General features: G+C 63.5%; 19 protein-coding genes. 8 read left to right on the top strand and 11 right to left on the bottom strand.

Features of this window, described 5'->3' with window-relative positions; genetic code table 11:
- The first annotated feature begins 224 nt into the window (after positions 1-224).
- The 4 genes from boxC (at position 225) to QYQ99_RS11250 (ending at position 5,515) form a co-directional block, all read left to right on the top strand.
- Positions 225-1,883: a 2,3-epoxybenzoyl-CoA dihydrolase gene (gene boxC, locus QYQ99_RS11265; protein WP_302092708.1), complete on the top strand. Its 1,659-nt coding sequence runs from the start codon at positions 225-227 to the stop codon at positions 1,881-1,883.
- A 79-nt stretch (positions 1,884-1,962) separates the two neighbouring features.
- A complete protein-coding gene (gene boxB, locus QYQ99_RS11260) occupies positions 1,963-3,390 on the top strand; it encodes a benzoyl-CoA 2,3-epoxidase subunit BoxB (RefSeq protein WP_302092707.1) in 1,428 nt (475 codons plus the stop codon).
- Between the two features lie 105 nt (positions 3,391-3,495).
- The gene (boxA, locus tag QYQ99_RS11255; RefSeq protein ID WP_302092706.1) at positions 3,496-4,797 is read left to right on the top strand and encodes a benzoyl-CoA 2,3-epoxidase subunit BoxA; all 1,302 of its coding nucleotides are present in this window, start codon (positions 3,496-3,498) and stop codon (positions 4,795-4,797) included.
- Between the two features lie 139 nt (positions 4,798-4,936).
- Positions 4,937-5,515, top strand: coding sequence for an HD domain-containing protein (locus QYQ99_RS11250; protein ID WP_302092705.1), 579 nt, complete (start codon positions 4,937-4,939; stop codon positions 5,513-5,515).
- Positions 5,516-5,736: 221 nt separating this feature from the next.
- Here the strand turns inward: QYQ99_RS11250 and QYQ99_RS11245 are convergent, their stop codons facing one another.
- On the bottom strand, positions 5,737-6,324 hold the full coding sequence (locus tag QYQ99_RS11245) for a cob(I)yrinic acid a,c-diamide adenosyltransferase (RefSeq protein WP_302092704.1): 588 nt from the start codon (positions 6,322-6,324) through the stop codon (positions 5,737-5,739).
- 185 nt (positions 6,325-6,509) lie between these two features.
- Here QYQ99_RS11245 and QYQ99_RS11240 point away from each other — a divergent pair, with 185 nt between their 5' ends.
- Positions 6,510-6,878, top strand: a complete 369-nt coding sequence (locus QYQ99_RS11240) for an EF-hand domain-containing protein (protein WP_302092703.1) — start codon at positions 6,510-6,512, stop codon at positions 6,876-6,878.
- Between the two features lie 23 nt (positions 6,879-6,901).
- On the opposite strand, the gene QYQ99_RS11235 is transcribed toward QYQ99_RS11240, so the two are convergent.
- The gene (locus QYQ99_RS11235; protein WP_302092702.1) at positions 6,902-7,873 is read right to left on the bottom strand and encodes a BMP family lipoprotein; all 972 of its coding nucleotides are present in this window, start codon (positions 7,871-7,873) and stop codon (positions 6,902-6,904) included.
- Between the two features lie 15 nt (positions 7,874-7,888).
- A complete protein-coding gene (locus tag QYQ99_RS11230; protein WP_302092701.1) occupies positions 7,889-8,887 on the bottom strand; it encodes a Bug family tripartite tricarboxylate transporter substrate binding protein in 999 nt (332 codons plus the stop codon).
- 298 nt (positions 8,888-9,185) lie between these two features.
- On the opposite strand from QYQ99_RS11230, the gene QYQ99_RS11225 reads away from it, so the two are divergent.
- Complete coding sequence (locus QYQ99_RS11225) at positions 9,186-10,613, top strand: FAD-binding oxidoreductase (protein ID WP_302092700.1); 1,428 nt, start codon at positions 9,186-9,188, stop codon at positions 10,611-10,613.
- A 49-nt stretch (positions 10,614-10,662) separates the two neighbouring features.
- Here the strand turns inward: QYQ99_RS11225 and QYQ99_RS11220 are convergent, their stop codons facing one another.
- From QYQ99_RS11220 to QYQ99_RS11210, 3 genes are all read right to left on the bottom strand, one after another.
- Positions 10,663-11,883 (bottom strand): ISL3 family transposase, encoded by a 1,221-nt coding sequence (locus tag QYQ99_RS11220; RefSeq protein WP_302092699.1) that lies wholly within the window; start codon positions 11,881-11,883, stop codon positions 10,663-10,665.
- A 134-nt stretch (positions 11,884-12,017) separates the two neighbouring features.
- A complete protein-coding gene (locus QYQ99_RS11215; protein WP_302092698.1) occupies positions 12,018-12,845 on the bottom strand; it encodes a hypothetical protein in 828 nt (275 codons plus the stop codon).
- A 49-nt stretch (positions 12,846-12,894) separates the two neighbouring features.
- Positions 12,895-13,497 carry a tetratricopeptide repeat protein gene (locus tag QYQ99_RS11210; protein ID WP_302092697.1) on the bottom strand — a complete coding sequence of 201 codons (603 nt, stop codon included), beginning with the start codon at positions 13,495-13,497 and terminating at the stop codon, positions 12,895-12,897.
- Between the two features lie 197 nt (positions 13,498-13,694).
- On the opposite strand from QYQ99_RS11210, the gene QYQ99_RS11205 reads away from it, so the two are divergent.
- Positions 13,695-14,447: a class I SAM-dependent methyltransferase gene (locus QYQ99_RS11205; protein ID WP_302092696.1), complete on the top strand. Its 753-nt coding sequence runs from the start codon at positions 13,695-13,697 to the stop codon at positions 14,445-14,447.
- Between the two features lie 6 nt (positions 14,448-14,453).
- Here the strand turns inward: QYQ99_RS11205 and QYQ99_RS11200 are convergent, their stop codons facing one another.
- From QYQ99_RS11200 to QYQ99_RS11180, 5 genes are all read right to left on the bottom strand, one after another.
- Entirely contained in the window at positions 14,454-14,789 is a 336-nt protein-coding gene (locus tag QYQ99_RS11200; RefSeq protein ID WP_301444446.1) for a c-type cytochrome, read from the bottom strand.
- A gap of 89 nt (positions 14,790-14,878) precedes the next feature.
- Positions 14,879-16,093, bottom strand: coding sequence for a sulfite oxidase (locus QYQ99_RS11195; RefSeq protein ID WP_302092695.1), 1,215 nt, complete (start codon positions 16,091-16,093; stop codon positions 14,879-14,881).
- A gap of 48 nt (positions 16,094-16,141) precedes the next feature.
- The gene (locus tag QYQ99_RS11190) at positions 16,142-16,729 is read right to left on the bottom strand and encodes a hypothetical protein (protein ID WP_302092694.1); all 588 of its coding nucleotides are present in this window, start codon (positions 16,727-16,729) and stop codon (positions 16,142-16,144) included.
- The gene (locus tag QYQ99_RS11185; RefSeq protein WP_302092693.1) at positions 16,726-17,286 is read right to left on the bottom strand and encodes an RNA polymerase sigma factor; all 561 of its coding nucleotides are present in this window, start codon (positions 17,284-17,286) and stop codon (positions 16,726-16,728) included. The genes QYQ99_RS11190 and QYQ99_RS11185 overlap by 4 nt, the downstream gene beginning before the upstream one ends.
- Before the next feature lie 101 nt (positions 17,287-17,387).
- Positions 17,388-18,281: an AraC family transcriptional regulator gene (locus QYQ99_RS11180; protein WP_302092692.1), complete on the bottom strand. Its 894-nt coding sequence runs from the start codon at positions 18,279-18,281 to the stop codon at positions 17,388-17,390.
- Between the two features lie 78 nt (positions 18,282-18,359).
- Between QYQ99_RS11180 and QYQ99_RS11175 the strand changes: the two genes are divergently transcribed.
- Complete coding sequence (locus tag QYQ99_RS11175; RefSeq protein WP_302092691.1) at positions 18,360-19,637, top strand: MFS transporter; 1,278 nt, start codon at positions 18,360-18,362, stop codon at positions 19,635-19,637.
- The last annotated feature ends 29 nt before the right edge of the window (positions 19,638-19,666 follow it).

Here is a 19,666-nt window from a genome sequence, read left to right as displayed (position 1 = left end):
CTCCAATTGATAGCTTCAATCCCTTTATTTGAAGGGGTCTTTTGGCAAAACCGCTGGATTTCAGCGCCATGCAGCGATGGACGAGCCACTAAGGATTTCCCTTAGTTATCTCAAAACATGCAACATAGTGCCTAAAACAGCGTGCATTTTTTTGGTACATCTGCATAATTGTGCCTACACCCAGTCAATAACTGCACTATCTTTCATCTCAGCAGGAGCCGAGCATGCAGCAGCAAACCGTCGTCGATTACCGCACCGACCCCAGCCAGTACCGGCACTGGTCGTTTGAAGTGGATGGCAATATCGCCCGGCTCAAGCTGGACATTGCCGAGGACGGCGGTATACGCCCCGGCTACAAGCTCAAGCTCAACAGCTATGACCTGGGCGTGGATGTGGAACTGCACGATGCGCTCAACCGCATCCGCTTCGAACACCCGCAGGTACGCTCCGTGATCGTGACCAGCGGCAAGGACCGCATCTTCTGCTCGGGCGCGAACATCTTCATGCTCGGTGTCTCGTCCCACGCCTGGAAGGTGAACTTCTGCAAGTTCACCAACGAGACCCGCAACGGCATGGAGGACAGCTCCCGGCACGACGGACTCAAGTTCGTCGCCGCCATCAACGGCGCCTGCGCAGGCGGCGGCTACGAACTGGCTCTGGCCTGCGATGACATCGTGCTGATCGACGACCGCTCTTCCTCGGTATCGTTGCCCGAGGTTCCTCTGCTGGGCGTGCTGCCCGGCACGGGCGGGCTGACGCGCGTGACCGACAAGCGCCATGTGCGCCACGACCTGGCCGACATCTTCTGTACCAGTGTGGAAGGCGTGCGCGGCCAGCGTGCCGTGGACTGGCGACTGGTGGATGCGATCGCCAAGCCCGCGCAGTTTGCCGAGGTGGTGCAGCAACGTGCCGCAGCGCTGGGTCAAAGCAGCCCGCGCCCGGCTAGCGCCCAGGGCATACAGCTGGCCAGGCTGCAGCGCGAGCAAAGCCCGGACGGCCTGCACTATCGCCATGTCAGCGTGCGGATCGATCGCAGCAAGCGCAGCGCCACCATCACGGTCAAGGCTCCCCGGGGCGAGCAGCCCGGCAGCCTTGAAGCCATTGAAAGCGCAGGTGCCGCCTGGTGGCCGCTGGCCATGGGCCGCGAGCTCGACGACGCCATCCTGCACCTGCGCACCAACGAGCTCGATGTGGGCACCTGGATTCTCAAGACCGAGGGCGATGCGCGCGCCGTGCTGGCAGCCGGCCAGGCCCTGGTGGCGCACCGCGATCACTGGCTGGTGCAGCAAACCACAGGCCTGCTGCGCCGTACCTTTGCACGCCTTGATGTGTCGTCGCGCTCGCTGTTCGCCTTGATCGAGCCGGGCTCCTGCTTTGCCGGCATGCTGGCCGAGCTGGTCTTCTGCGCCGATCGCGCCTACATGCTGGTGCTGCCCGACGAGCCCGAGCGCGAGCCCGTGATCGAGCTCGATGCCTTCAACTTCGGCCTGCTGCCGCTGGTCAACGATCAAAGCCGTCTGCAGCGGCGCTTCTACGAGGAGTCCGGGCCGCTTGAGGCCGCGCGCGCTGCCGTGGGCAAGCCGCTCAACGGCGATGCGGCGCAGCAGCTCGGCCTGGTCACCGCCGCGCTTGACGATATCGACTGGGAAGACGAGATCCGCATCGCCATCGAAGAGCGCGCCGCCATGTCGCCCGATGCGCTCACGGGCCTGGAAGCGAACCTGCGTTTTGCCAGCCAGGAAAACATGGTCACACGCATCTTCGGACGCCTGTCTGCCTGGCAGAACTGGATCTTCAACCGCCCCAATGCGGTCGGTGAAAAAGGCGCTTTGAAGCTTTACGGCACCGGACAGAAAGCCGGCTTCGATTTCAACAGGGTATGAGATTTCTCCCCCTGGGCCGCGCCAGTTTCACAGCGAATAACGGCTTCATGAATCGGCAAAACATCACAGGAGACATCCCATGAGCAGCATCGACTACAGCCAGAAAATCCCCAACAACGTGGACCTCAGCGGCGACCGCACGCTGCAGCGCGCTCTGGAGAGCTGGCAGCCCAGCTTCATCCGCTGGTGGGACGACGTGGGCCCCGAAGGATCGACCAACCACGAGGTCTATCTGCGCACCGCAGTGAGCGTGGATCCCCAGGGCTGGGCGCAGTTCGGCCACGTCAAGATGCGTGACTATCGCTGGGGCATCTTCCTGAACCCGGCGGATCAGGAACGCAGCATTCATTTTGGCGATCACAAGGGCGAGAAAGCCTGGCAGGACGTCCCCGGCGAGCACCGCGCGAACCTGCGTCGCATCATCGTCACGCAAGGCGATACCGAGCCCGCGTCGGTGGAGCAGCAGCGCCACCTTGGCCTGACCGCGCCGTCCATGTACGACCTGCGCAATCTGTTCCAGGTCAATGTGGAAGAAGGCCGCCATCTCTGGGCCATGGTCTACCTGCTGCACAAGCATTTCGGACGTGACGGACGCGAGGAAGCCGAGGCCCTGCTGGAGCGCCAGAGCGGCGATGAAAACAACCCGCGCATTCTGGGCGCCTTCAATGAAAAAACGCCGGACTGGCTGGCCTTCTTCATGTTCACCTACTTCACCGACAGAGACGGAAAATTCCAGCTCGCAGCGCTGGCCGAGTCCGCGTTCGACCCGTTGGCGCGCACCACCAAATTCATGCTGACCGAAGAGGCCCACCACATGTTTGTCGGCGAGTCCGGCGTCTCGCGCGTGCTGGCCCGTACCTGCCAGGTCATGAACGAGCTCAAGACCGACGATGTGAACAAGCTACGCAACGCGGGCGTCATCGATCTGCCCACGATCCAGCGCTATCTGAACTTCCACTACAGCGTGACCATCGACCTGTTCGGCGCCGATCAGTCGAGCAATGCCGCCACCTTCTACAGCTCGGGCCTCAAGGGCCGCTACGAAGAGGGCAAGCGCGAGGACGACCACAAGCTGCACGACCAGAACTACAAGGTGCTGGAAGTGGTGGACGGCAAGCTGCAGGAGAAGGAGGTGCCCATGCTCAACGCCTTGAACGAGGTGCTGCGCGACGACTACATCAAGGACAGCAATGCCGGTGTGGGCCGCTGGAACAAGGTGATGGAAAAGGCCGGCATCGACTTTCGCCTGACGGTGCCGCACAAGGCCTTCAACCGGCAGATCGGCGCGCTGGCAGGCGTGCGCGTCAGCCCCGACGGACGCCCCTTGAGCGAGCAGGAATGGCTGACCAGGAAGAACGAGTGGCTGGCCAGCGACGACGACCGCAACTTTGTCGCATCGCTGATGAAGCCATGCCTGGAGCCCGGCAAGTTTGCCGGCTGGATTGCGCCACCCGTCATGGGCATCAATCGCCAGCCCGTGGACTTCGAGTACGTGAAGTTTGGGTGACCCCTGAGCCGCTACGCGGCTTCCCCCGAGGGGGACGACATCCTCGCGGCAGGGCGGCCCTTGCTCGATGTCACTGAGTTGGGTTGCCCTGGTTTGGAGAACAAAATGAGCACCATCACGCTGATTGAAAACGGCATCCTGAAGCAGCATCTGATCGACCCGGAAATCTGCATCCGCTGCAACACCTGCGAGGCGACCTGCCCCGTGGATGCCATCACGCATGACGACAACAACTACGTGGTCATGGCGGACAAGTGCAACGGCTGCATGGACTGCATTTCGCCCTGCCCTACCGGCTCCATCGACAACTGGCGTCTGGTGCCGGCCAGCAAGCCCTACAGCGTGGCCGAACAGTTGGGCTGGGAGAGCCTGCCCGAAGAGCTTTGCGCCGATGTGCTGACTGCCGCGCAGACGGCCGAGAATGCCGGCGATGTGCAGGATCTGAGCCAGGCCCAGGCCGTGATCGCGGCCGCGGCGAGCCTGGCCGAAGGCGGCGCTGCGCAAGTCTTTCGCGCAGCCAGCTATGGCGCCACCACGCCGCCCTGGTCTGCCGCCCATGCCTACACCAATCTGCATGGTCCCAAGACTGCGGTGACGGCCACGGTGGTGGGCAATCTGAACTGCACGGAAGCCGGCTTCGACAACGAGACCCACCATATCGTGCTGGACTTCGGCGCCATGCCTTTCCCGGTGCTCGAAGGCCAGTCGCTGGGCATTGTTCCACCGGGTGTGGACGCCGGCGGCAAGCCCCATGTGGCGCGCCAGTACTCGATTGCCAGCGCCCGCAACGGCGAGCGCCCCGGCTACAACAATCTGGCCTTGACCGTGAAGCGCGTGGTCGAGGATCACCAGGGTCAGCCCGTGCGCGGCGTGGCCAGCAACTATCTCTGCGATCTGCAGGTGGGTGACAAGGTGCAGGTCATAGGCCCGTTCGGCAGCAGCTTTCTCATGCCCAACCACCCGCGCTCGCACATCGTGATGATCTGTACCGGCACGGGCAGCGCGCCCATGCGCGCGATGACGGAATGGCGCCGCCGCCTGCGCAAGAGCGGCAAGTTCGACAGCGGCAAACTGCTGCTGTTCTTCGGTGCGCGCACACCTCAGGAGCTGCCCTATTTCGGCCCCCTGCAAAACCTGCCCAAGGATTTCATCGACATCAACTTCGCCTTCTCGCGCGTGGCCGGACAGCCCAGGCGCTATGTGCAGGACGCCATGCGCGAGCGCTCGGCCGATCTCATGGAGCTGCTGCGCGACGACAACACGCATATCTATGTCTGCGGTCTCAAAAGCATGGAGGACGGCGTCGTGCTGGCCTTGCGCGACGTGGCCCAGCAAGCAGGCCTGGGCTGGGAGGAGCTGGGCGCAAGACTCAAGCGCGAAGGACGTCTGCATCTGGAAACCTACTGACGCCTCAAGCCCTCGCGAACCCTGTGGACGGCAGACAGGATTCGCGCATCCGCGCTGCGGCTGCATGTCATGCCCTTGACAGCCCAGCTCCCGCCAGCGCCCTACAGTGCAACACACCATAACCCACGAAAGACATGGCATGAATGCACGGGCGAAATTTCTGCGCATGCAAGACAGCACGCGTGAAGACTGGCAGTTGATCGGCGGTGAATTTGCACACTTCACCAGCGGTCTGCCCGATAGGGTGATGGCCCATCTGAAGCTGCTGGAGGGCGACTATGGCGGCTTTCCGGTGGACCGCTATACCCACTCCCTGCAAACCGCCACACGCGCGCTGCGCGACGGCCGCGACGAGGAGTATGTGGTGTGCGCGCTGCTGCACGACATTGGCGATACCCTGGGGTCCTTCAACCACCCCGACATTGCCGCCGCAGTTCTCCAGCCCTTTGTGAGCGAGGCCAACCACTGGATGGTCCAGCATCACGGCATCTTCCAGGGCCACTATTTCTTTCATCACATCGGCCTGGACCGGGATATGCGCGAGCAGTTCCGCGAGCACCCGCACTACCAGCGCACGGCCGAGTTCTGCGAGCTCTATGACAACCCGGCTTTCGATCCCCGGGCCGAGACCTTGCCCCTGAGTGAATTCGAGCCCATGCTGCGCCGCCTGATGGCCAGCCCCAAGCAAAGCATCTACAAGCAGGCAATGGCGCGCTGATCGCCCGGAATCGATTGTCTTTAGGACTTACGCAGACAAGGATGCACAACGGGCATGTCTATTGACCAAATATCATGCCCAATCCGAATTTGCGCGAGTCGTAGCCTTCTCGCTATCGATTAATGAGCTGCCAGCACTTTTCCCTCATTGATATCAGATGCATTTGGTGCTGATATCGTTGCATGACAAGCGCTACATGCTCCTGATTTCACCTCAGCATTTCAGGCGTCTGGTGCCTGAGCGTCGTCGGCCTGACTGCGGGCCAGACGTTCGCTCTTCCAGTACACATCGTCGCCGCCGTCGATGCGGTTGAGCACGCGGGCCAGCACGAACAGCAGATCGGACAGGCGATTCAGATACTGGCGCGCAGCGGCTCGCATGGTCTCGGCCTGCTCCAGCGCCACCACCTGGCGCTCTGCACGGCGCGCCACGGTGCGGCATACATGGGCCTGCGCAGCAGCGCGTGTGCCGGCCGGCAGGATGAACTCCTGAAGACGCGGCAACTGTGCGTTGTAGTGGGCCAGCGCGTTGTCGAGTTGCAGCAGCGCATCGTCCTTGAGCAGCTCGTAGCCCGGCATGGACAGCTCGCCGCCCAGATTGAACAGCTGGTGCTGGATGTCGATCAGCAGGTCGCGCACATCCTCGGGCATTGGCTCGCACAGCAGCAGGCCGATATGCGAGTTCAGCTCATCCACATCGCCCATGGCATGCGGGCGGCCGCTGTTCTTGGAAACGCGGGTGTTGTCTCCCAGGCCGGTGGTTCCGTCATCTCCGGTGCGGGTGGCGATTTGCGTGAGGCGGTTGCCCATGGGTCATCCCTTGTCAAAGCTGCGAATTTTGCGGGGCCGGCGCGGCCCGCAGATACGGCCGCCATTGTGCGTTACAGCCCGCAGGCAAATGTAGTCTGAGGCAACAGCAGGCAAAAATGCTGGCCCTTTGCCGCCTCACAGGGTGCAATGCACTCCTGTTATCGCATAGAGAAGGAATGCCATTCATGAACAAGAAGAATCTGCTGAACTGCAAGGTCTCGTCATTCGAAGTCGTCAGCGTGGTGCTGTTTTCTGCGCTCACCCTGGGCGGGGGCATGGCTTTTGCGCAGACCGGCGGCGGCAACGCCGGCAACAACAAGGAGCCTGTGCGCATCGTGCAGTCGGGCTCCGCCACCGGCGTGCAGCAGGCCCCCACCGCCAAGAACAGCGTGCAGGCCGCCTTCGAGCGTGCCGATGCCAATCGCGACGGTCAGCTCAGTGCGCAGGAAGCACGCCAGTTGCCGGTCATCTCCCAGCGCTTTGAAGAGATCGACAGCGACCGCAACGGCCAGCTGTCACGCGCCGAATTCGACAAGGGCGCTCAGCAGTACTGAGCCTTGTCGCGGCGCTTTCCTGATCACGCCGCAGCGCTGATTTCCTCCTGCGGCAAGGCAAACTCGGTGCCGGCATAGTCCAGGTGAATTTCGAACTCGCGGCGCAGCAGGCGCTGCGCCCAGTCTTCGACCAGGCTGCGCTGCGCAGCACTCACCCGGCTCCCCATTTCCAGCCGCACCAGGCTCGGCTCCTCAAGGCCGAAGGCACGATAGCCACCCAGCGGCAACTGGCCCCGGGCATGGTCCTCGACGGCGCGAAACAAGGCCTCGCCGGAGTCGCAGATCGCCGACGCCACAAACACCTCGGGGTCGCGCTCCACCCAGTTCAGCACATTGCCGATCTGCGCCACGCCATGCGCCCGGCAGGCCTGCGTCACGCCGGGGCGGCCGCCATCGAGCATGGCAAACACAATGTCCAGATCCGTCTGCTCGACCATTGCCGAGACACAGCTGCGGGCCCAGCCCGGGCGATGCTGGTGACCGCAGAACTGGGTGACCAGTGGCCCCTCGAAGCCGGCGCGCCTGAGACCGTCCGCATAGGCCGCGCGGCCACGCAGACCCGGCGGCACTTTCTCGCCTGAAAAATGCCCCACCTTGCCCGTCTTGCTCCACTGGCCGGCCAGCACGCCGGCGAGGAATGCCGACTGCTCCTGCAGCACCTCGTAACGCGCCACATTGGGTGCCGCCCAGCTGCCTTGCGTGACCGCAAAAGCCTGCTCGGGCCAGCGCTCGGCCAGGATCTGCACCGGACCGTCACCCTGACCGCCATGCGCAAGAATCAGCGCATAGCGGCCGCCGCACAATGCGGACATTTCGGCGGCGCGCTGCTGCGCCGACTGGCCGGCCACCCACAGCACATCGACCTCATGGCCGGCATCTCTTGCCTTGTGGGCTCCGCGCAGCCCCGACTCATTGAAACTGCCCTGCCCTTCGGGGCCAAACAGCACCACGGCATAGCGCGGCTTGCGGGGTGAATACAGGTTGTCGCTGCTCATCGTTGTCCTGGCTGGTTAAAGTTTTGCGCCTGTCTTTTTCGCGATGTCGCCCCAGGCCAGATGCTGGTCTGCAATCAGCTGGGTGAAGGCTTTGGATTCCATGTCCCGGGTCACGAATCCCTGGGCTTGCAGCGTCTGTGCAAACTCGGGACGCGCGCTGATCTGCCGCACCGCGCCGGCGATTCTTTCGGCCAGCGCCCTGGGCAGGCCGGCAGGGGCCGAGATGCCGACGAAGTTTTCGGAGACCAGCTGTGCCAGCCCCAGCTCGGCCACGCTGGGCACCGCCGGTGCCTGCGCTACGCGGCGTGGCGATGTCAGCGCCAGCAGCTTGAGCCGGCCCTGCTTGTGCAGCGCGATGTTCTGCGGCAAGGCGTCGATCGCCAGCTTGATATGGCCGCTGAGCAGATCCGCACGCATGGGACCGGCACCGCGATAAGGCACATGCTCCATGGACAGCTTGAGCGTCTGCGCAAACTGCTCGCCCACCAGATGCCCCACCGAGGCAGCGCCGCCGCTGCCAAACGCCATCGGGGCAGGCTGCTCCTTGATCCAGCTCACCAGCTCGCTCAGGCTGTTGGCGGGCACCGAGGGATGCACGGCAAACACCGTGGGCACGGCGCCGATATAGGCCAAGTGTTCGAAGCTGCGCAAGGGATCGTAGCCAGGGCTTTGCAGCAGCGATGGCGCTATCGACAGCGCCGCAGAATTGGATACCAGCAGCGTGTAGCCGTCATTGGCGCTGTGCGCCACGATTTGCGCACCGATCGACGAGCCCGCACCGGGCTTGTTGTCTATGACCACGCTCTGGCCCAGCTTCTCGGCCAGCGCGGGAGCCAGCACCCGCGCCACGATATCGCTGGAGCCGCCGGGCGGGAAGGTCACGACCAGTTTGATGGGCCGCGCCGGCCAGTCCTGCGTCTGCGCCGCACGCACATGCCATGCAGCGCCCAGCATGCCTGCCGCCGACACCCCGGCCAGCCCCTGTATGAATGATCTGCGACCCCTATCGCGCATAGCTTCGCCCTCCGAACTGCTTTTGGTTTGAAGCGAGCTCTGCAGCGCACGCCATGAGGCTTGCCAATATAGGCACGCCAGGAGCAAACCCTAAACACTGATTTCTCATTAGCTAGGGCGCAACTTATCTATGTGCTCGCGGCAGACGGCTGCGCCACGCCGAAACCGCGATCTCTGCCAGCTCCAATGGGCATGCGCCAACCTGGCGATTGCGACCTTGAGCGGCATGGCCTAGTACCCAATACGTACACGCCCGGATCGGGCCAGGTGGTATTCTTTTTCTCCTCTGGAGACCCCGATGAACGCACCTGTTGCCCATACCTCGCTGCAGCCCGATTTCGTGCAGCGCCCCATCCCCGAAGAATTCCTGCAGGCTCTGCAAACACGTTTCGGCGGCCAGTGCTCCACGGCGCTGGCCGTGCGCGAGCAGCACGGCCGCGACGAAGGCGCGATTTCCGCGCCCCCTCCGGCAGCCGTGGTGTTTGCCGAATCCACCCAGGACGTGCAGGATGCCGTCAGGCTCTGCGAGCAGTACAGCGTGCCCGTGATTGCCTACGGTGCCGGATCGTCGCTGGAAGGCCATCTGCTGGCCGTGCAAGGCGGCATCACCATCGACGTCAGCCGCATGAGTCGCGTGCTCTCGGTCAACACCGAAGACCTGACCATCACCGTGCAACCCGGCATCACGCGCAAGGCATTGAACGAGGCCATCAAGGACACCGGCTTCTTCTTTCCCATCGACCCCGGCGCCGACGCCTCGATTGGCGGCATGACCTCGACCCGCGCCAGCGGCACCAATGCCGTGCGCTACGGCACCATGCGCGAGAACGTGCTGGCCCTGGAGGTAGTGACGGCCAGCGGCGAAGTGGTGCGCACAGGCAACCGTGCCAAGAAGAGTGCCGCCGGCTACGACCTGACCCGCCTGCTGGTGGGCAGCGAAGGCACGCTGGGCATCTTCACCGAGATCACGCTGCGCATCTATCCGCTGCCCGAAGCGGTGAGCGCAGCCATCTGCTCTTTTTCCAGTATCGAGAACGCCGTGCACACGGTGATCCAGACCATCCAGATGGGCATTCCCATCGCCCGCGTGGAACTGGTCGATGTGAATTCAGTGCGCATGGTCAATGCCTACAGCAAGCTGTCCCTGCGTGAAGAGCCCATGCTGCTGATGGAGTTCCACGGCTCGCCCACGGGCGTGAAGGAGCAGGCCGAGATGGTTCAGGACATTGCCCATGAATTCGGCGGCAATGCCTTTGAATGGGCCGAGCGCCCCGAAGACCGTACGCGCTTGTTCACCGCGCGCCACAATGCCTATTTCGCGGCCGTCTCCAGCGTGCCCGGCTGCCGCTGCATCACTACCGATGCCTGTGTGCCCATCAGCCGCCTGGCCGATGCGCTGCTGGAGTGCGTGACCGAAGCCGATGCCAGCGGCATCCCCTACTTCCTGGTCGGCCACGTGGGCGACGGCAACTTCCACTTTGGCTATCTGATCGACCCCGACAACGAAGCCCAGCGCCAGCAGGCCGAGCAACTCAACCACACGCTGGTGGCACGCGCGATTGCGCTGGGAGGAACCTGCACGGGCGAGCACGGCATCGGCATCCACAAGCAGGGCTTTTTGCTGGAGGAAGCTGGCGTCGGTGCGGTGCAGATGATGCGCGCCATCAAGCAGGCTCTGGACCCCAAGAACATCCTGAACCCGGGCAAGATCTTTGCCCTGCAGTAAGCAGCGCTTGAGGCGCTTGCTGAAGACGCGCAAACCCTAAAAAAAGGGTTCATCGCGCATTACCGGGGAATGCTGCCCGAATCTTCAGAAAGAAGTAGTCCTGATCGCGGTAGCCATAGGCCCGGCGCTTGATGACCTTGATGGTGTTGTTGATGCCCTCCACAACACTTGTGTTCAACGGATGCCTGCATCGGGCGATGATCCCGTGCAGGTAGCTTTGCAAGCGCTGAGCGAAGGTGCTCAGTGCGGCAATGCCGCTTTGATGGGCTTGATCACACCAGTGCCGCCAGGCGCGATGCGCCCAAGTCGCACGACGGTAGAACCACAACTGTTTGAGCTCGTCGCGCAAGACGTATACCGTCATCAATGGTTGATTGGCCGCCAGCAGTTCCTTGAGTTGCACTGCTTGTTGAGGCTGCAGCTTGTTGCGATTGCGCAGCAGCAACCAGCGGCTGGATTTGAGCACCTTACGTGCTGAGGGCTGTTGGCGCAGCAAGTTGGCCTGATCGACACGCACTCGGTCGATGACCTCCCGGCCGTACTTGGCCACGACATGGAACAGGTCATAGACGATCTCGGCGTTAGGGCAGTGGGCCTTAATCTCCAGCTCGTAAGCCGTAGTCATGTCGATAGCAACTGCGCGAATGCGCTGGGCAACGCCAGCGGGCAACTGCTCGAAGAACTGGCGGGCCGTCTCGCGTGAGCGCCCTTGCCCCACCCACAGCACCTGCCGGCTGATGGGGTCGACGACGACTGTGGCGTAGCGATGGCCCTTGTGCAGCGCAAACTCGTCCATCGCCAGGTACTCGATCTGATCCCATTGCGGCTGCGCAGTGTTGGCCAGCAGCAAGGCTTTGTCGATGGACTTGACGGTGTGCCAGCCCAGATCGAAGAAGGCCGCTACCGCCTTGATGCTGCTGCTGCGAAGCAACTGGCTGCACGCCTGCGCCAGACGGTCTGTGACGCGCTGGTAGCGACCGAGCCAGCTGAGTTTCTCCAGGTGCGGGCCACCACAGCTATCGCACCACAGACGCCGACGCGGCACATGCAGCACCACTCTGTACTCGAACAATGCCAGATCGCGCACGTGCCGTGTCGTGGTCTCATGGACTTGGCTGCACTGCGCACCGCAGCGCTCGCAATGCATGACGCTGGCCTGCGGCTTCAGATAAATCGACACGGTGCGGCTATCGCCCTGGGGCCACTGCACACGTTCAACCACGTAGCCCTCCCAGCCGCCAAGAGCCTGCAATAACTTCGAGTCCAGCATTTGATTTGTTCTCCGATGTCAGTGTCGTTGCCATCAGATTACAAAACGAACGGGCTTATCTCCACGAAATTCCTCGATGAACCAAAAAAAGGGCCTGCAGTTGCAGGCCCTTTTCTGTTCTCGGATCGGGAGCTTTACTTGCCGACCTTGAGCTGACCGCCGCGACCCAGGCCGCCCTTGACTTCCTGTGCCTTGTAGTTGCGCAGCGAGATCACCATGTTGTTGTAGGCATCCATGAAGGCGGCCACCGTGGCCTTGCCTTCGGGTGAGCGCGAGAAGCCGCCCAGACCACCACCCACGCCACCGCCGAACGCGCCCATGGCTGCGCCGAAGTTGGTGGCTGTGGAGTTGCCTTCGGAGATGGAGATCTGCACGCCCGAGCGGATGTCGAACATGCTCAGCGTCACCACCGAAGCCTTGCTCTGCATGGCGCCGCCGATCAGCGTACCCACATTGCCGAACAGACCGCCCACGCCCGCAGCCAGCTGACCGGTTGCATCGTTGTCGATGATGATGGAAGGCTCCATGTAGTAGTCGGCAGCCACGCGCTGGCCCTTTTGCTGCTTGGAGCCGGCGCGGAATTCACCGGAGTTGCGCTGCTTGTCGGTGATCGCCGACATCTTGCTTTCGGTACGGTTGTTGCCGACGGAGGTGATCACAAAGCAGTTGGACTGCTGCACGGCCAGACGGATCAGGGGCTCGATGGTCGTGATCTTGGTGGCAGCGCCAAAGCTGGCATACCACTCCTTGCCGCGACCGTCATCCACGGCCAGGGTGCCCAGAGGGGCATCGCAACGCTCCAGCGTAGGGTTCGCATTCACGCTGGTTGCGCCGCCCGCTGCGCCGGTGGCAGCCGTGGGGGCCGTGCCCGTGGAGATGGTACCGCCGCCGGGGGTCACGCAGCCGCCCAGTGCCAGGGCCGATGCGATGGCTGCCAGACGCAGCGTTGTCTTCTTGGACATAGTGTGATGCTTTCTAAAAAATAAAAAATGCTGCGGCGCTCACAGCGCCTCAGCGGTAATACCAACCCGACGAACCCCACACCATGTAGTAGGGCGCGCCCACATACCAGCCGTTCCAGGACTTGCGCTCGTCCTCGATGGCCTGATAGCGTGCATGTGCATTCTGTTTGGCGGCCTGCGCCTGGGGCAGCAGGCGCTTGGCTTCCTTGAAGCCCTTGGCGGCAGCACGCGACAGCCAGGCCTCGGCCTCGGCGGGATCCGGGCCCATTTCCTCAAAGCCCAGCAGATACAGACGACCCAACGCAAACTGGGCCTGACCGTTACCGGCATCGCCGGCCTTGCGCATCCACTCGATGGCCTGATAGCTGTTGCGCTCCACGCCATCGCCGCGCAGATAGCGCAGCCCCAGGTCATAGGCGGCGCGAGGATCGGCTTCGGCTTTTTGCACCAGTGCCGCCAGGCGGCGCTCCGCCTCGGGATTGACAGGCTCGCCACGGAAAGTCGCGACATTGCGCGGCAGCTCGGAACAGTTATTGCCTTCGCACAGGCGCACGGTGGGCGAAGCAGGTGCCAACTGCTCCTGCGGTGTCTGTACCGCGCATGCTGTCAATACAAGAGCCGCCAATGACAAGGCGGGGGCAAGCAGGCGCATGGATGTCTCCTCTGAATTCTCAGCCGCTGAAAGCCGAAAAGTATACATAAGCAAAAATCAGTAATTTTTACGACGAGTTGACAACCCGCATACCCCACCAAAGAGGGGTATCCCGAACAAAATGCAAAATCCCGACAAGGCCTTGTCTGCGCTGCGGCGTCCTGGAGCCTGTGTATGACGGATACATTTCAAAACTCATGACAAAAAAATGGCTTGCCTCGACCTGGCCTCTGCCTGCATTGCTCGTCTGGTTGCTCGCCTGGGGGATCTTTGCGGCTCTGGCGCGCCTGCTGCCCTGGTGGCTGGCCCTGCTGGTCGCCGGCAGCCTCAGCACGGCGGCCAGTCTCTGCGGGCCCAACTGGTGGCGCAGGCTCATCATTGCGGCCGGGTTTCCGCTGTCGTTTCTGGTGCTCAGCGCCAGCCAGTTGCCCGCCTGGGGCTGGCTGCTGCCTCTGGGCTTGCTGCTGCTGATCTACCCGCTCAATGCCTGGCGTGATGCGCCGGTCTTTCCAACGCCGTTCAATGCGCTCAAAGGGCTGGCAGAGGTCGTGCAGTTGCCGGGGCAGGCACTGGTGCTGGACGCCGGCTGCGGCATGGGCGACGGCCTGCGCGCGCTGCGCAGCGCGCTGCCGCAGGCCCGCCTCCATGGTCTGGAATGGAGCTGGCCACTGGCGATTGCATGCGCCCTGCGCTGCCCCTGGGCACGCGTGCGGCGTGGCGATATCTGGCTGGCCGACTGGAGCGGCTATCAGTTGGTCTATCTGTTCCAGCGGCCCGAAAGCATGGGCCGCGCCGCTGTCAAGGCGGCCACCGAGATGCAGCCCGGCAGCTGGCTGGTGAGCCTGGATTTCCAACTGCCCGGCGTGGAAGCGACGGCATGCCTGCAAGGCAACAGCCGCCACAAGGTATGGATCTACGCCATGCCGCTGGATGGCGCGCAGCGCGGCTGAGGCGCTTTATTTGGCTGCGCCGCTGGCCTTGCTCACGTACAGAGCAACGGCAGCGATATCGGCTTCGCTCATTGTGGCCTTGAAGGAGGGCATGGAGCCGATGCCGTCCTTCAAAGCGCGCGCCACGCGGGCCGCATCGGGCTGCAACTCGTCCAGCACCGGGCCTATGGCCCCTTCGGTACCGGCGTCCTTGAGGGTATGACACACCGCGCAGGCAGGGACTGCTGCAGTGGTGAACAGCTCTTTGCCGCGCGCCATCTGGGCAGCCTGATCGGCATGGGCGGCAGTGCCCGCAAAGGCGGTCAACAACAGGGCGGCGAGGGTGTGGTTTGTCTTCATCATTGTTCTTGGAGAAATGCGATGCATCGGGGTTGGATCCCATACCCTGCGTTCCTTCTTGCGGCACAGGGCATGGGCAGTGATTGCGACGCTCAGGCCACGGTGACCGTCACGGCGTGGTCGGCCCAGCTGGTGTTGTTGTAGCCGCTCTGGTTTTCACCGCGCGTCTCGGGCTGCACATTGCCCTTGACGTCGGTGGCGCGGCTGGCCAGCTGGTAAGTGCCCTTGGGCAGCTGGGCCTGGAGCACGAACTGGCGCCAGGCGTACTTGCCCATGTCGGGGCCGACCAGACGAGCCTGCTCCCAGCTCTTGCCGCCGTCGATGGATACCTCCACCCCCTTGACGGCGTTCGTCCCGCCGAAGGCCACGCCCTGAATCTGCACCAGGCCAGGAGCCTGGTTGCCGTCTTCGGGGATGGGGCTGTTGATCCAGGACTTGACGCTCATCTCCTGCACCGAAGGCTGGCTGGGATCGCCCTTGCTGCCCGGAGGCGAGATGCGGTAGCCGTGGGACATGATGTGCGCGTCGCTTTCCTTGTCGGTAAAGGCCAGCTGCTTGATGTACTTGATGTTGTTCACGCCGGTGTAGCCGGGCAGGATCAGACGCAGCGGGCCGCCATGGGCCAGAGGCACGGGCTCGCCGTTCATCTCCCAGGCCAGCAGTGCGTCCACCACCATGGCCGACAGGGGCACGGAGCGCTCCACCAGCACGCTCTTGGGATCGAGGCCTGCGGGCAGCACCTCTCCGCCCGTTCCCGTCATGTAGATCATGCCCTCGGCCAGGCCGCCCAGGGCCTTGACGACATCACGCACGGGAACGCCGCTCCAGACCACGCAACCAGCAGCACCCACCGTCCATTGCGTACCGCTGGGCTTGGAGGGGAAGAAGGCGCGGCCGTTGCCAGAGCATTGCAGCACCATGGTCACGGTCTCCAGACCCATGGTCTTGAGTTCACGCACGCTCAGCTTTCTGGGCTCTTTCACACCATCGATCTGCACCACCCATGCATCGCGGTCGGCCACGATGGCCTCCGGCGGCGTCGGCAGGTTGTTGCGCACATAAAGCTGGCTGGTGGGCGTGACCACGCCGGTGCCAAACGCGCTGCGCTTGGTCTCGATGGTGGTGGAGCTGTGCACGATCACGGCATCGGCATTCTTGAAGCCGGCGTAGCCTGGCAGAGGCTTGGCGGCGGGCGCAGCCACCTGTGCCATAGCCTGGCTCTGGAAGCTGGCCAGACCGGCCGCAGCCAGCGCACTGGCGCTACCGGCGAGCAGGCGACGACGTGGCAGGGATGGGGGTTGTTGCATGGTGTCTCCTTGGTAATTGTGGTGAATGCTCAGCGTGAAAAATCCGGTTCAGCCATCGGCTTTCTCAGGGGCTCCCAGAGCGCGTGAAGCCACGGCCAGTGCCTGTTTCTTCTGTGCGATCAGCACCAGCGGGCGACCTTCGCGCGAGCGCACCACCTGCCAGTAGCTGTTGGCCCACCAGCCCTGCCCATCGGCAATCCGCTGGGGCTGCTCGAAGGCCAGCACGGTGACGATGCCGCCTTTTTCAAAAAAAGTGGTCAGGTGATAGGCGCGACTGCCGTCGATATCGCAGGGCCGCATGAGCTGGGTATAGCCTGGCAGCTTCTGGTCGGCAGGCCAGTCCATATGCCTGGCAATCTCGGCCTCCGGGATGAACTGGCCACGCAGCGTGCGTTCGTAGTACTCATGCTCGATGGCCGAGCGCACCAGCTGCGACGGGCGCAGGCTCAGCACGCTGCCCGCAGCGACGCTGGCGACTATCACGGCTGCACACAGCGCATGCAGGCCACGACGGGCGTACCAGGGCGTGTGGCGCAGCAAATGGGTCGGCGGCTCGCCGGGCTCGAAAGCCAGCGCCAGCTCGGCACGGGCACGCAGGTCGAAATCGGTGTCTTCGGGGCGGTCTTGGTGTTTCATGGTGCGCGCTTTCTCAGCGGTATCACGCCGGCAGCTGCGGAAGATTCGGTGGTGGCCCCTGCGGGACGACGCGCAGGCTCCTGCAGTGCCGTCTTGAGCGCCTCACGGGCCCGCGCCAGGCGAGAGAGCACGGTGCCCGGTGCAATATCCAGCGCCTCGGCCATCTGGGCCGTGGGCATGTCGTCAAAGTAGTAAAGCACCAGCACTTCACGATGGATCGGGGCAATGCGGCTCAGCGCCTTGACCACATCCAGCTGCACATCGAGCGCATCGTGGAGATTTACGCCCTGCTCGCCGGCTTCATCCAGAGGCTCGGTCTGCGATTGCACAGGATCGAAGTGCCTGAAGGCATGACGGCGCATGATCTGGAACAGCCAGGCCCTGGCCATGCTCTGGTCGCGCAGCTGGTGGCGAAAGCGCCAGGCGCTGGTGAAGCAATCCTGCACCACATCCTCGGCCGTGGCACGCGAGCCCGTCAGCGCCCAGGCGCTGCGCAGCAAAAAGCGGTAATGCTCGCGCACCCACTGGTTGTAGCGCGACTCGGCGGAGAAGATCATGGTGATAAAGAGCGCAGGCCTGCTGCTTTCATTCCATGGCGCTGCAAATAATTTCCGCAGGCCCCCGGATACGGGACGAGAAGACCTGCAGCGCTATCGAATCAATCGCCGGTAGCCATGACTTTGGTGTGCATGCCGAAGAACTGCGCAGGCGGCATGCCCACCGTGCGGCGCACCATGGCGCTGAAGGCGCTGGGACTGTAGTCCAGCTCGGCCGCAATGCGCTGAATCGGCCAGTTGCGCGCTGCCAAGCTGACGGCATGGGCCAGCACCACCTGCTGGCGCCACTGGGTAAAACTGCATTCCAGCTGCTGGCGAAACAACCGCGCCACGGTGCGCGGACTGGCCCCGGTATCGCGCGCCCAGTCCTCCAGTGTCTCGTTGCGCGTCGGGTCGGCCAGCACGGCCTCGCACAGCAGGCGCAAGCGCTTGTCCTGGGGCAGGTTCACGCCCAGTTGCACGGCGCTGGCACGGCGCAGCTCGTCGAGCAGCAGCTGGCTCAAATGGTGCTCGCGCGCCCTGTCCTGCTCGGACCGCTGCAGGCTGTCATCGGGCAGCGTGGGCAGCTCGCGCACCACGGCGCGCAGCAGATCCGACGCATTGAGCACCCGGCATTGGCGCCAGGCCGCCTCTTGCTCGGGACTGACATCGGGGCCGCAACGCCCATGGGTCTGAAAGAAGTACAGCGTGCGCAGATCGGCGCTTTCCACCATGGTCACCGCATGCTCCATGCCGGGCGGCACCCACAGTGCGCGGGACGGCGGCACGATATAGGTGCCCTGCGCTACCGTCAGGCGTATGGTGCCCGTGGTGGAGATGGCCAGTTGCCCCCAGGGATGACGGTGCGGCTTGACCTGGGTGTCGGCCTCCAGCCAGCGACATTTGGCGCGCACCGGACGCTGTGCCGTGGGTATGTAGAGATGGGGTGTCAGCGTCTCCACATAGGCGGTGGCCTTGCCTGCACGCAGGGGCTCGGGGTCGTGGAGGCTGGACATGATGGTTTGGCTGGATTGCGATAGCAATTGGCAGACTATCGCATACAAGACGCGAGCAGTCTGCCTAAGATGCGACATATGAACCGCCCTGCCTCCACAACACCTCAAAATCAGGCGCCAGAGACACTGCGCAGTGACGCGCGCACCATCAGCCTCATCGGCCTGGCCCATGGCTCGTCGCATTTTTTCCATCTGCTGCTGCCGCCATTGTTTCCCTGGCTGATCAAGGACTTCGGCTACAGCTATGCCGAGCTCAGCGTCATGGTCTCGCTGTTCTTCATTGTTTCCGGCACCGGCCAGGCACTGGCCGGCTTTGCAGTGGACCGCTTTGGCGCACGTCCGATTCTGTTTGCCGCCCTCAGCAGCTTTGTGGTGGCAGGCCTGATTGCCAGCACGGCCCAGGGCTACAGCATGCTGCTGGCGGCCTCCTTCTTTGCGGGTCTGGGCAATGCGCCCTTCCACCCCGTGGATTTCACCATCCTCAACAAGCGCGTGTCGCAGCAGCGCATAGGCCATGCGTTCTCGGTGCATGGCCTGTCCGGCAATCTAGGCTGGGCGCTGGCACCGCTGTTCATGGCGGGCATCACCACGGCCACGGGCTCCTGGCGTCTGGCCTGCCTGGGCGGAGCCCTGTGCGCAGCCGTGGTGCTGGCCATCATGGTCTTCAACCGCGATGCGCTCGATGATCGCGCCGAATCCGCCGGTGCGGGCGCCAAGCCGGCCGCCGCAGCCATGGCCGCACCTCAGGAACACCCCATGGCCTTCATGAAGCTGCCATCGGTGTGGCTGTGCTTTTCCTTCTTCTTCTGGAGCACCTGCGCGCTCAGCGCCATCCAGAGCTTTGCCAGCCCGGCCCTGCAATCCATGTACGGCCTGCCGCTTTCCGTGACGGCGCTGATCGTCACCGGCTATATGCTGTGCGGCGCTGCCGGTATGGTCGTGGGCGGCTTTCTGGTCGGCCGCGTGCAACGGCTGGAGAAGGTGATCTCCATCTGCATGCTGGGCTCGGGCCTGTTGCTGTTTGTCGTCGGCACGGGTTGGCTGCCCGGCATGGTGGCGGTGGTCGTGGCTTCTGTCGCCGGTCTGGGCACGGGCCTGGCCGGCCCCTCGCGCGACATGCTGATCAAGCGCGCAGCGCCCCCCGGCGCCACGGGTCGTGTCTACGGCACCGTGTATTCCGGCCTCGATCTGGGCTTTTGCCTGGCCGCGCCAGTCTTCGGCTACATGCTGGATCACCAGATGACCAACGCAGTGTTCTATGGCTCGGCGATTGCGCTGGTGCTGTCGGTGGTCTCGGCCGTCATCGTGGGCGACGGTGTGAGCAAAAAGACCAAATCACCACTGGCAGCCGCCTGAGCAACAGGCGCAACCCACCAAGCCCTGCG

Source organism: Comamonas testosteroni (genome assembly GCF_030505195.1).
Classification (GTDB): Bacteria; Pseudomonadota; Gammaproteobacteria; order Burkholderiales; family Burkholderiaceae_C; genus Comamonas; species Comamonas testosteroni_G.
Note: the sequence above shows the minus strand (reverse complement) of the source record. Positions and strands in the feature narration are given on the sequence as shown.

Coding starts and splice junctions, on each gene's coding strand:
- boxA (WP_302092706.1), top strand. CDS start 3,496: ATGAGCACCATCACGCTGATTGAAAACGGCATCCTGAAGCAGCATCTG.
- QYQ99_RS11195 (WP_302092695.1), bottom strand. CDS start 16,093: ATGCAACAACCCCCATCCCTGCCACGTCGTCGCCTGCTCGCCGGTAGC.
- QYQ99_RS11200 (WP_301444446.1), bottom strand. CDS start 14,789: ATGATGAAGACAAACCACACCCTCGCCGCCCTGTTGTTGACCGCCTTT.
- boxB (WP_302092707.1), top strand. CDS start 1,963: ATGAGCAGCATCGACTACAGCCAGAAAATCCCCAACAACGTGGACCTC.
- QYQ99_RS11225 (WP_302092700.1), top strand. CDS start 9,186: ATGAACGCACCTGTTGCCCATACCTCGCTGCAGCCCGATTTCGTGCAG.
- QYQ99_RS11205 (WP_302092696.1), top strand. CDS start 13,695: ATGACAAAAAAATGGCTTGCCTCGACCTGGCCTCTGCCTGCATTGCTC.
- QYQ99_RS11220 (WP_302092699.1), bottom strand. CDS start 11,883: ATGCTGGACTCGAAGTTATTGCAGGCTCTTGGCGGCTGGGAGGGCTAC.
- QYQ99_RS11185 (WP_302092693.1), bottom strand. CDS start 17,286: ATGATCTTCTCCGCCGAGTCGCGCTACAACCAGTGGGTGCGCGAGCAT.
- QYQ99_RS11245 (WP_302092704.1), bottom strand. CDS start 6,324: ATGGGCAACCGCCTCACGCAAATCGCCACCCGCACCGGAGATGACGGA.
- QYQ99_RS11190 (WP_302092694.1), bottom strand. CDS start 16,729: ATGAAACACCAAGACCGCCCCGAAGACACCGATTTCGACCTGCGTGCC.
- QYQ99_RS11215 (WP_302092698.1), bottom strand. CDS start 12,845: ATGTCCAAGAAGACAACGCTGCGTCTGGCAGCCATCGCATCGGCCCTG.
- QYQ99_RS11235 (WP_302092702.1), bottom strand. CDS start 7,873: ATGAGCAGCGACAACCTGTATTCACCCCGCAAGCCGCGCTATGCCGTG.
- QYQ99_RS11180 (WP_302092692.1), bottom strand. CDS start 18,281: ATGTCCAGCCTCCACGACCCCGAGCCCCTGCGTGCAGGCAAGGCCACC.
- QYQ99_RS11230 (WP_302092701.1), bottom strand. CDS start 8,887: ATGCGCGATAGGGGTCGCAGATCATTCATACAGGGGCTGGCCGGGGTG.
- boxC (WP_302092708.1), top strand. CDS start 225: ATGCAGCAGCAAACCGTCGTCGATTACCGCACCGACCCCAGCCAGTAC.
- QYQ99_RS11240 (WP_302092703.1), top strand. CDS start 6,510: ATGAACAAGAAGAATCTGCTGAACTGCAAGGTCTCGTCATTCGAAGTC.
- QYQ99_RS11210 (WP_302092697.1), bottom strand. CDS start 13,497: ATGCGCCTGCTTGCCCCCGCCTTGTCATTGGCGGCTCTTGTATTGACA.
- QYQ99_RS11175 (WP_302092691.1), top strand. CDS start 18,360: ATGAACCGCCCTGCCTCCACAACACCTCAAAATCAGGCGCCAGAGACA.
- QYQ99_RS11250 (WP_302092705.1), top strand. CDS start 4,937: ATGAATGCACGGGCGAAATTTCTGCGCATGCAAGACAGCACGCGTGAA.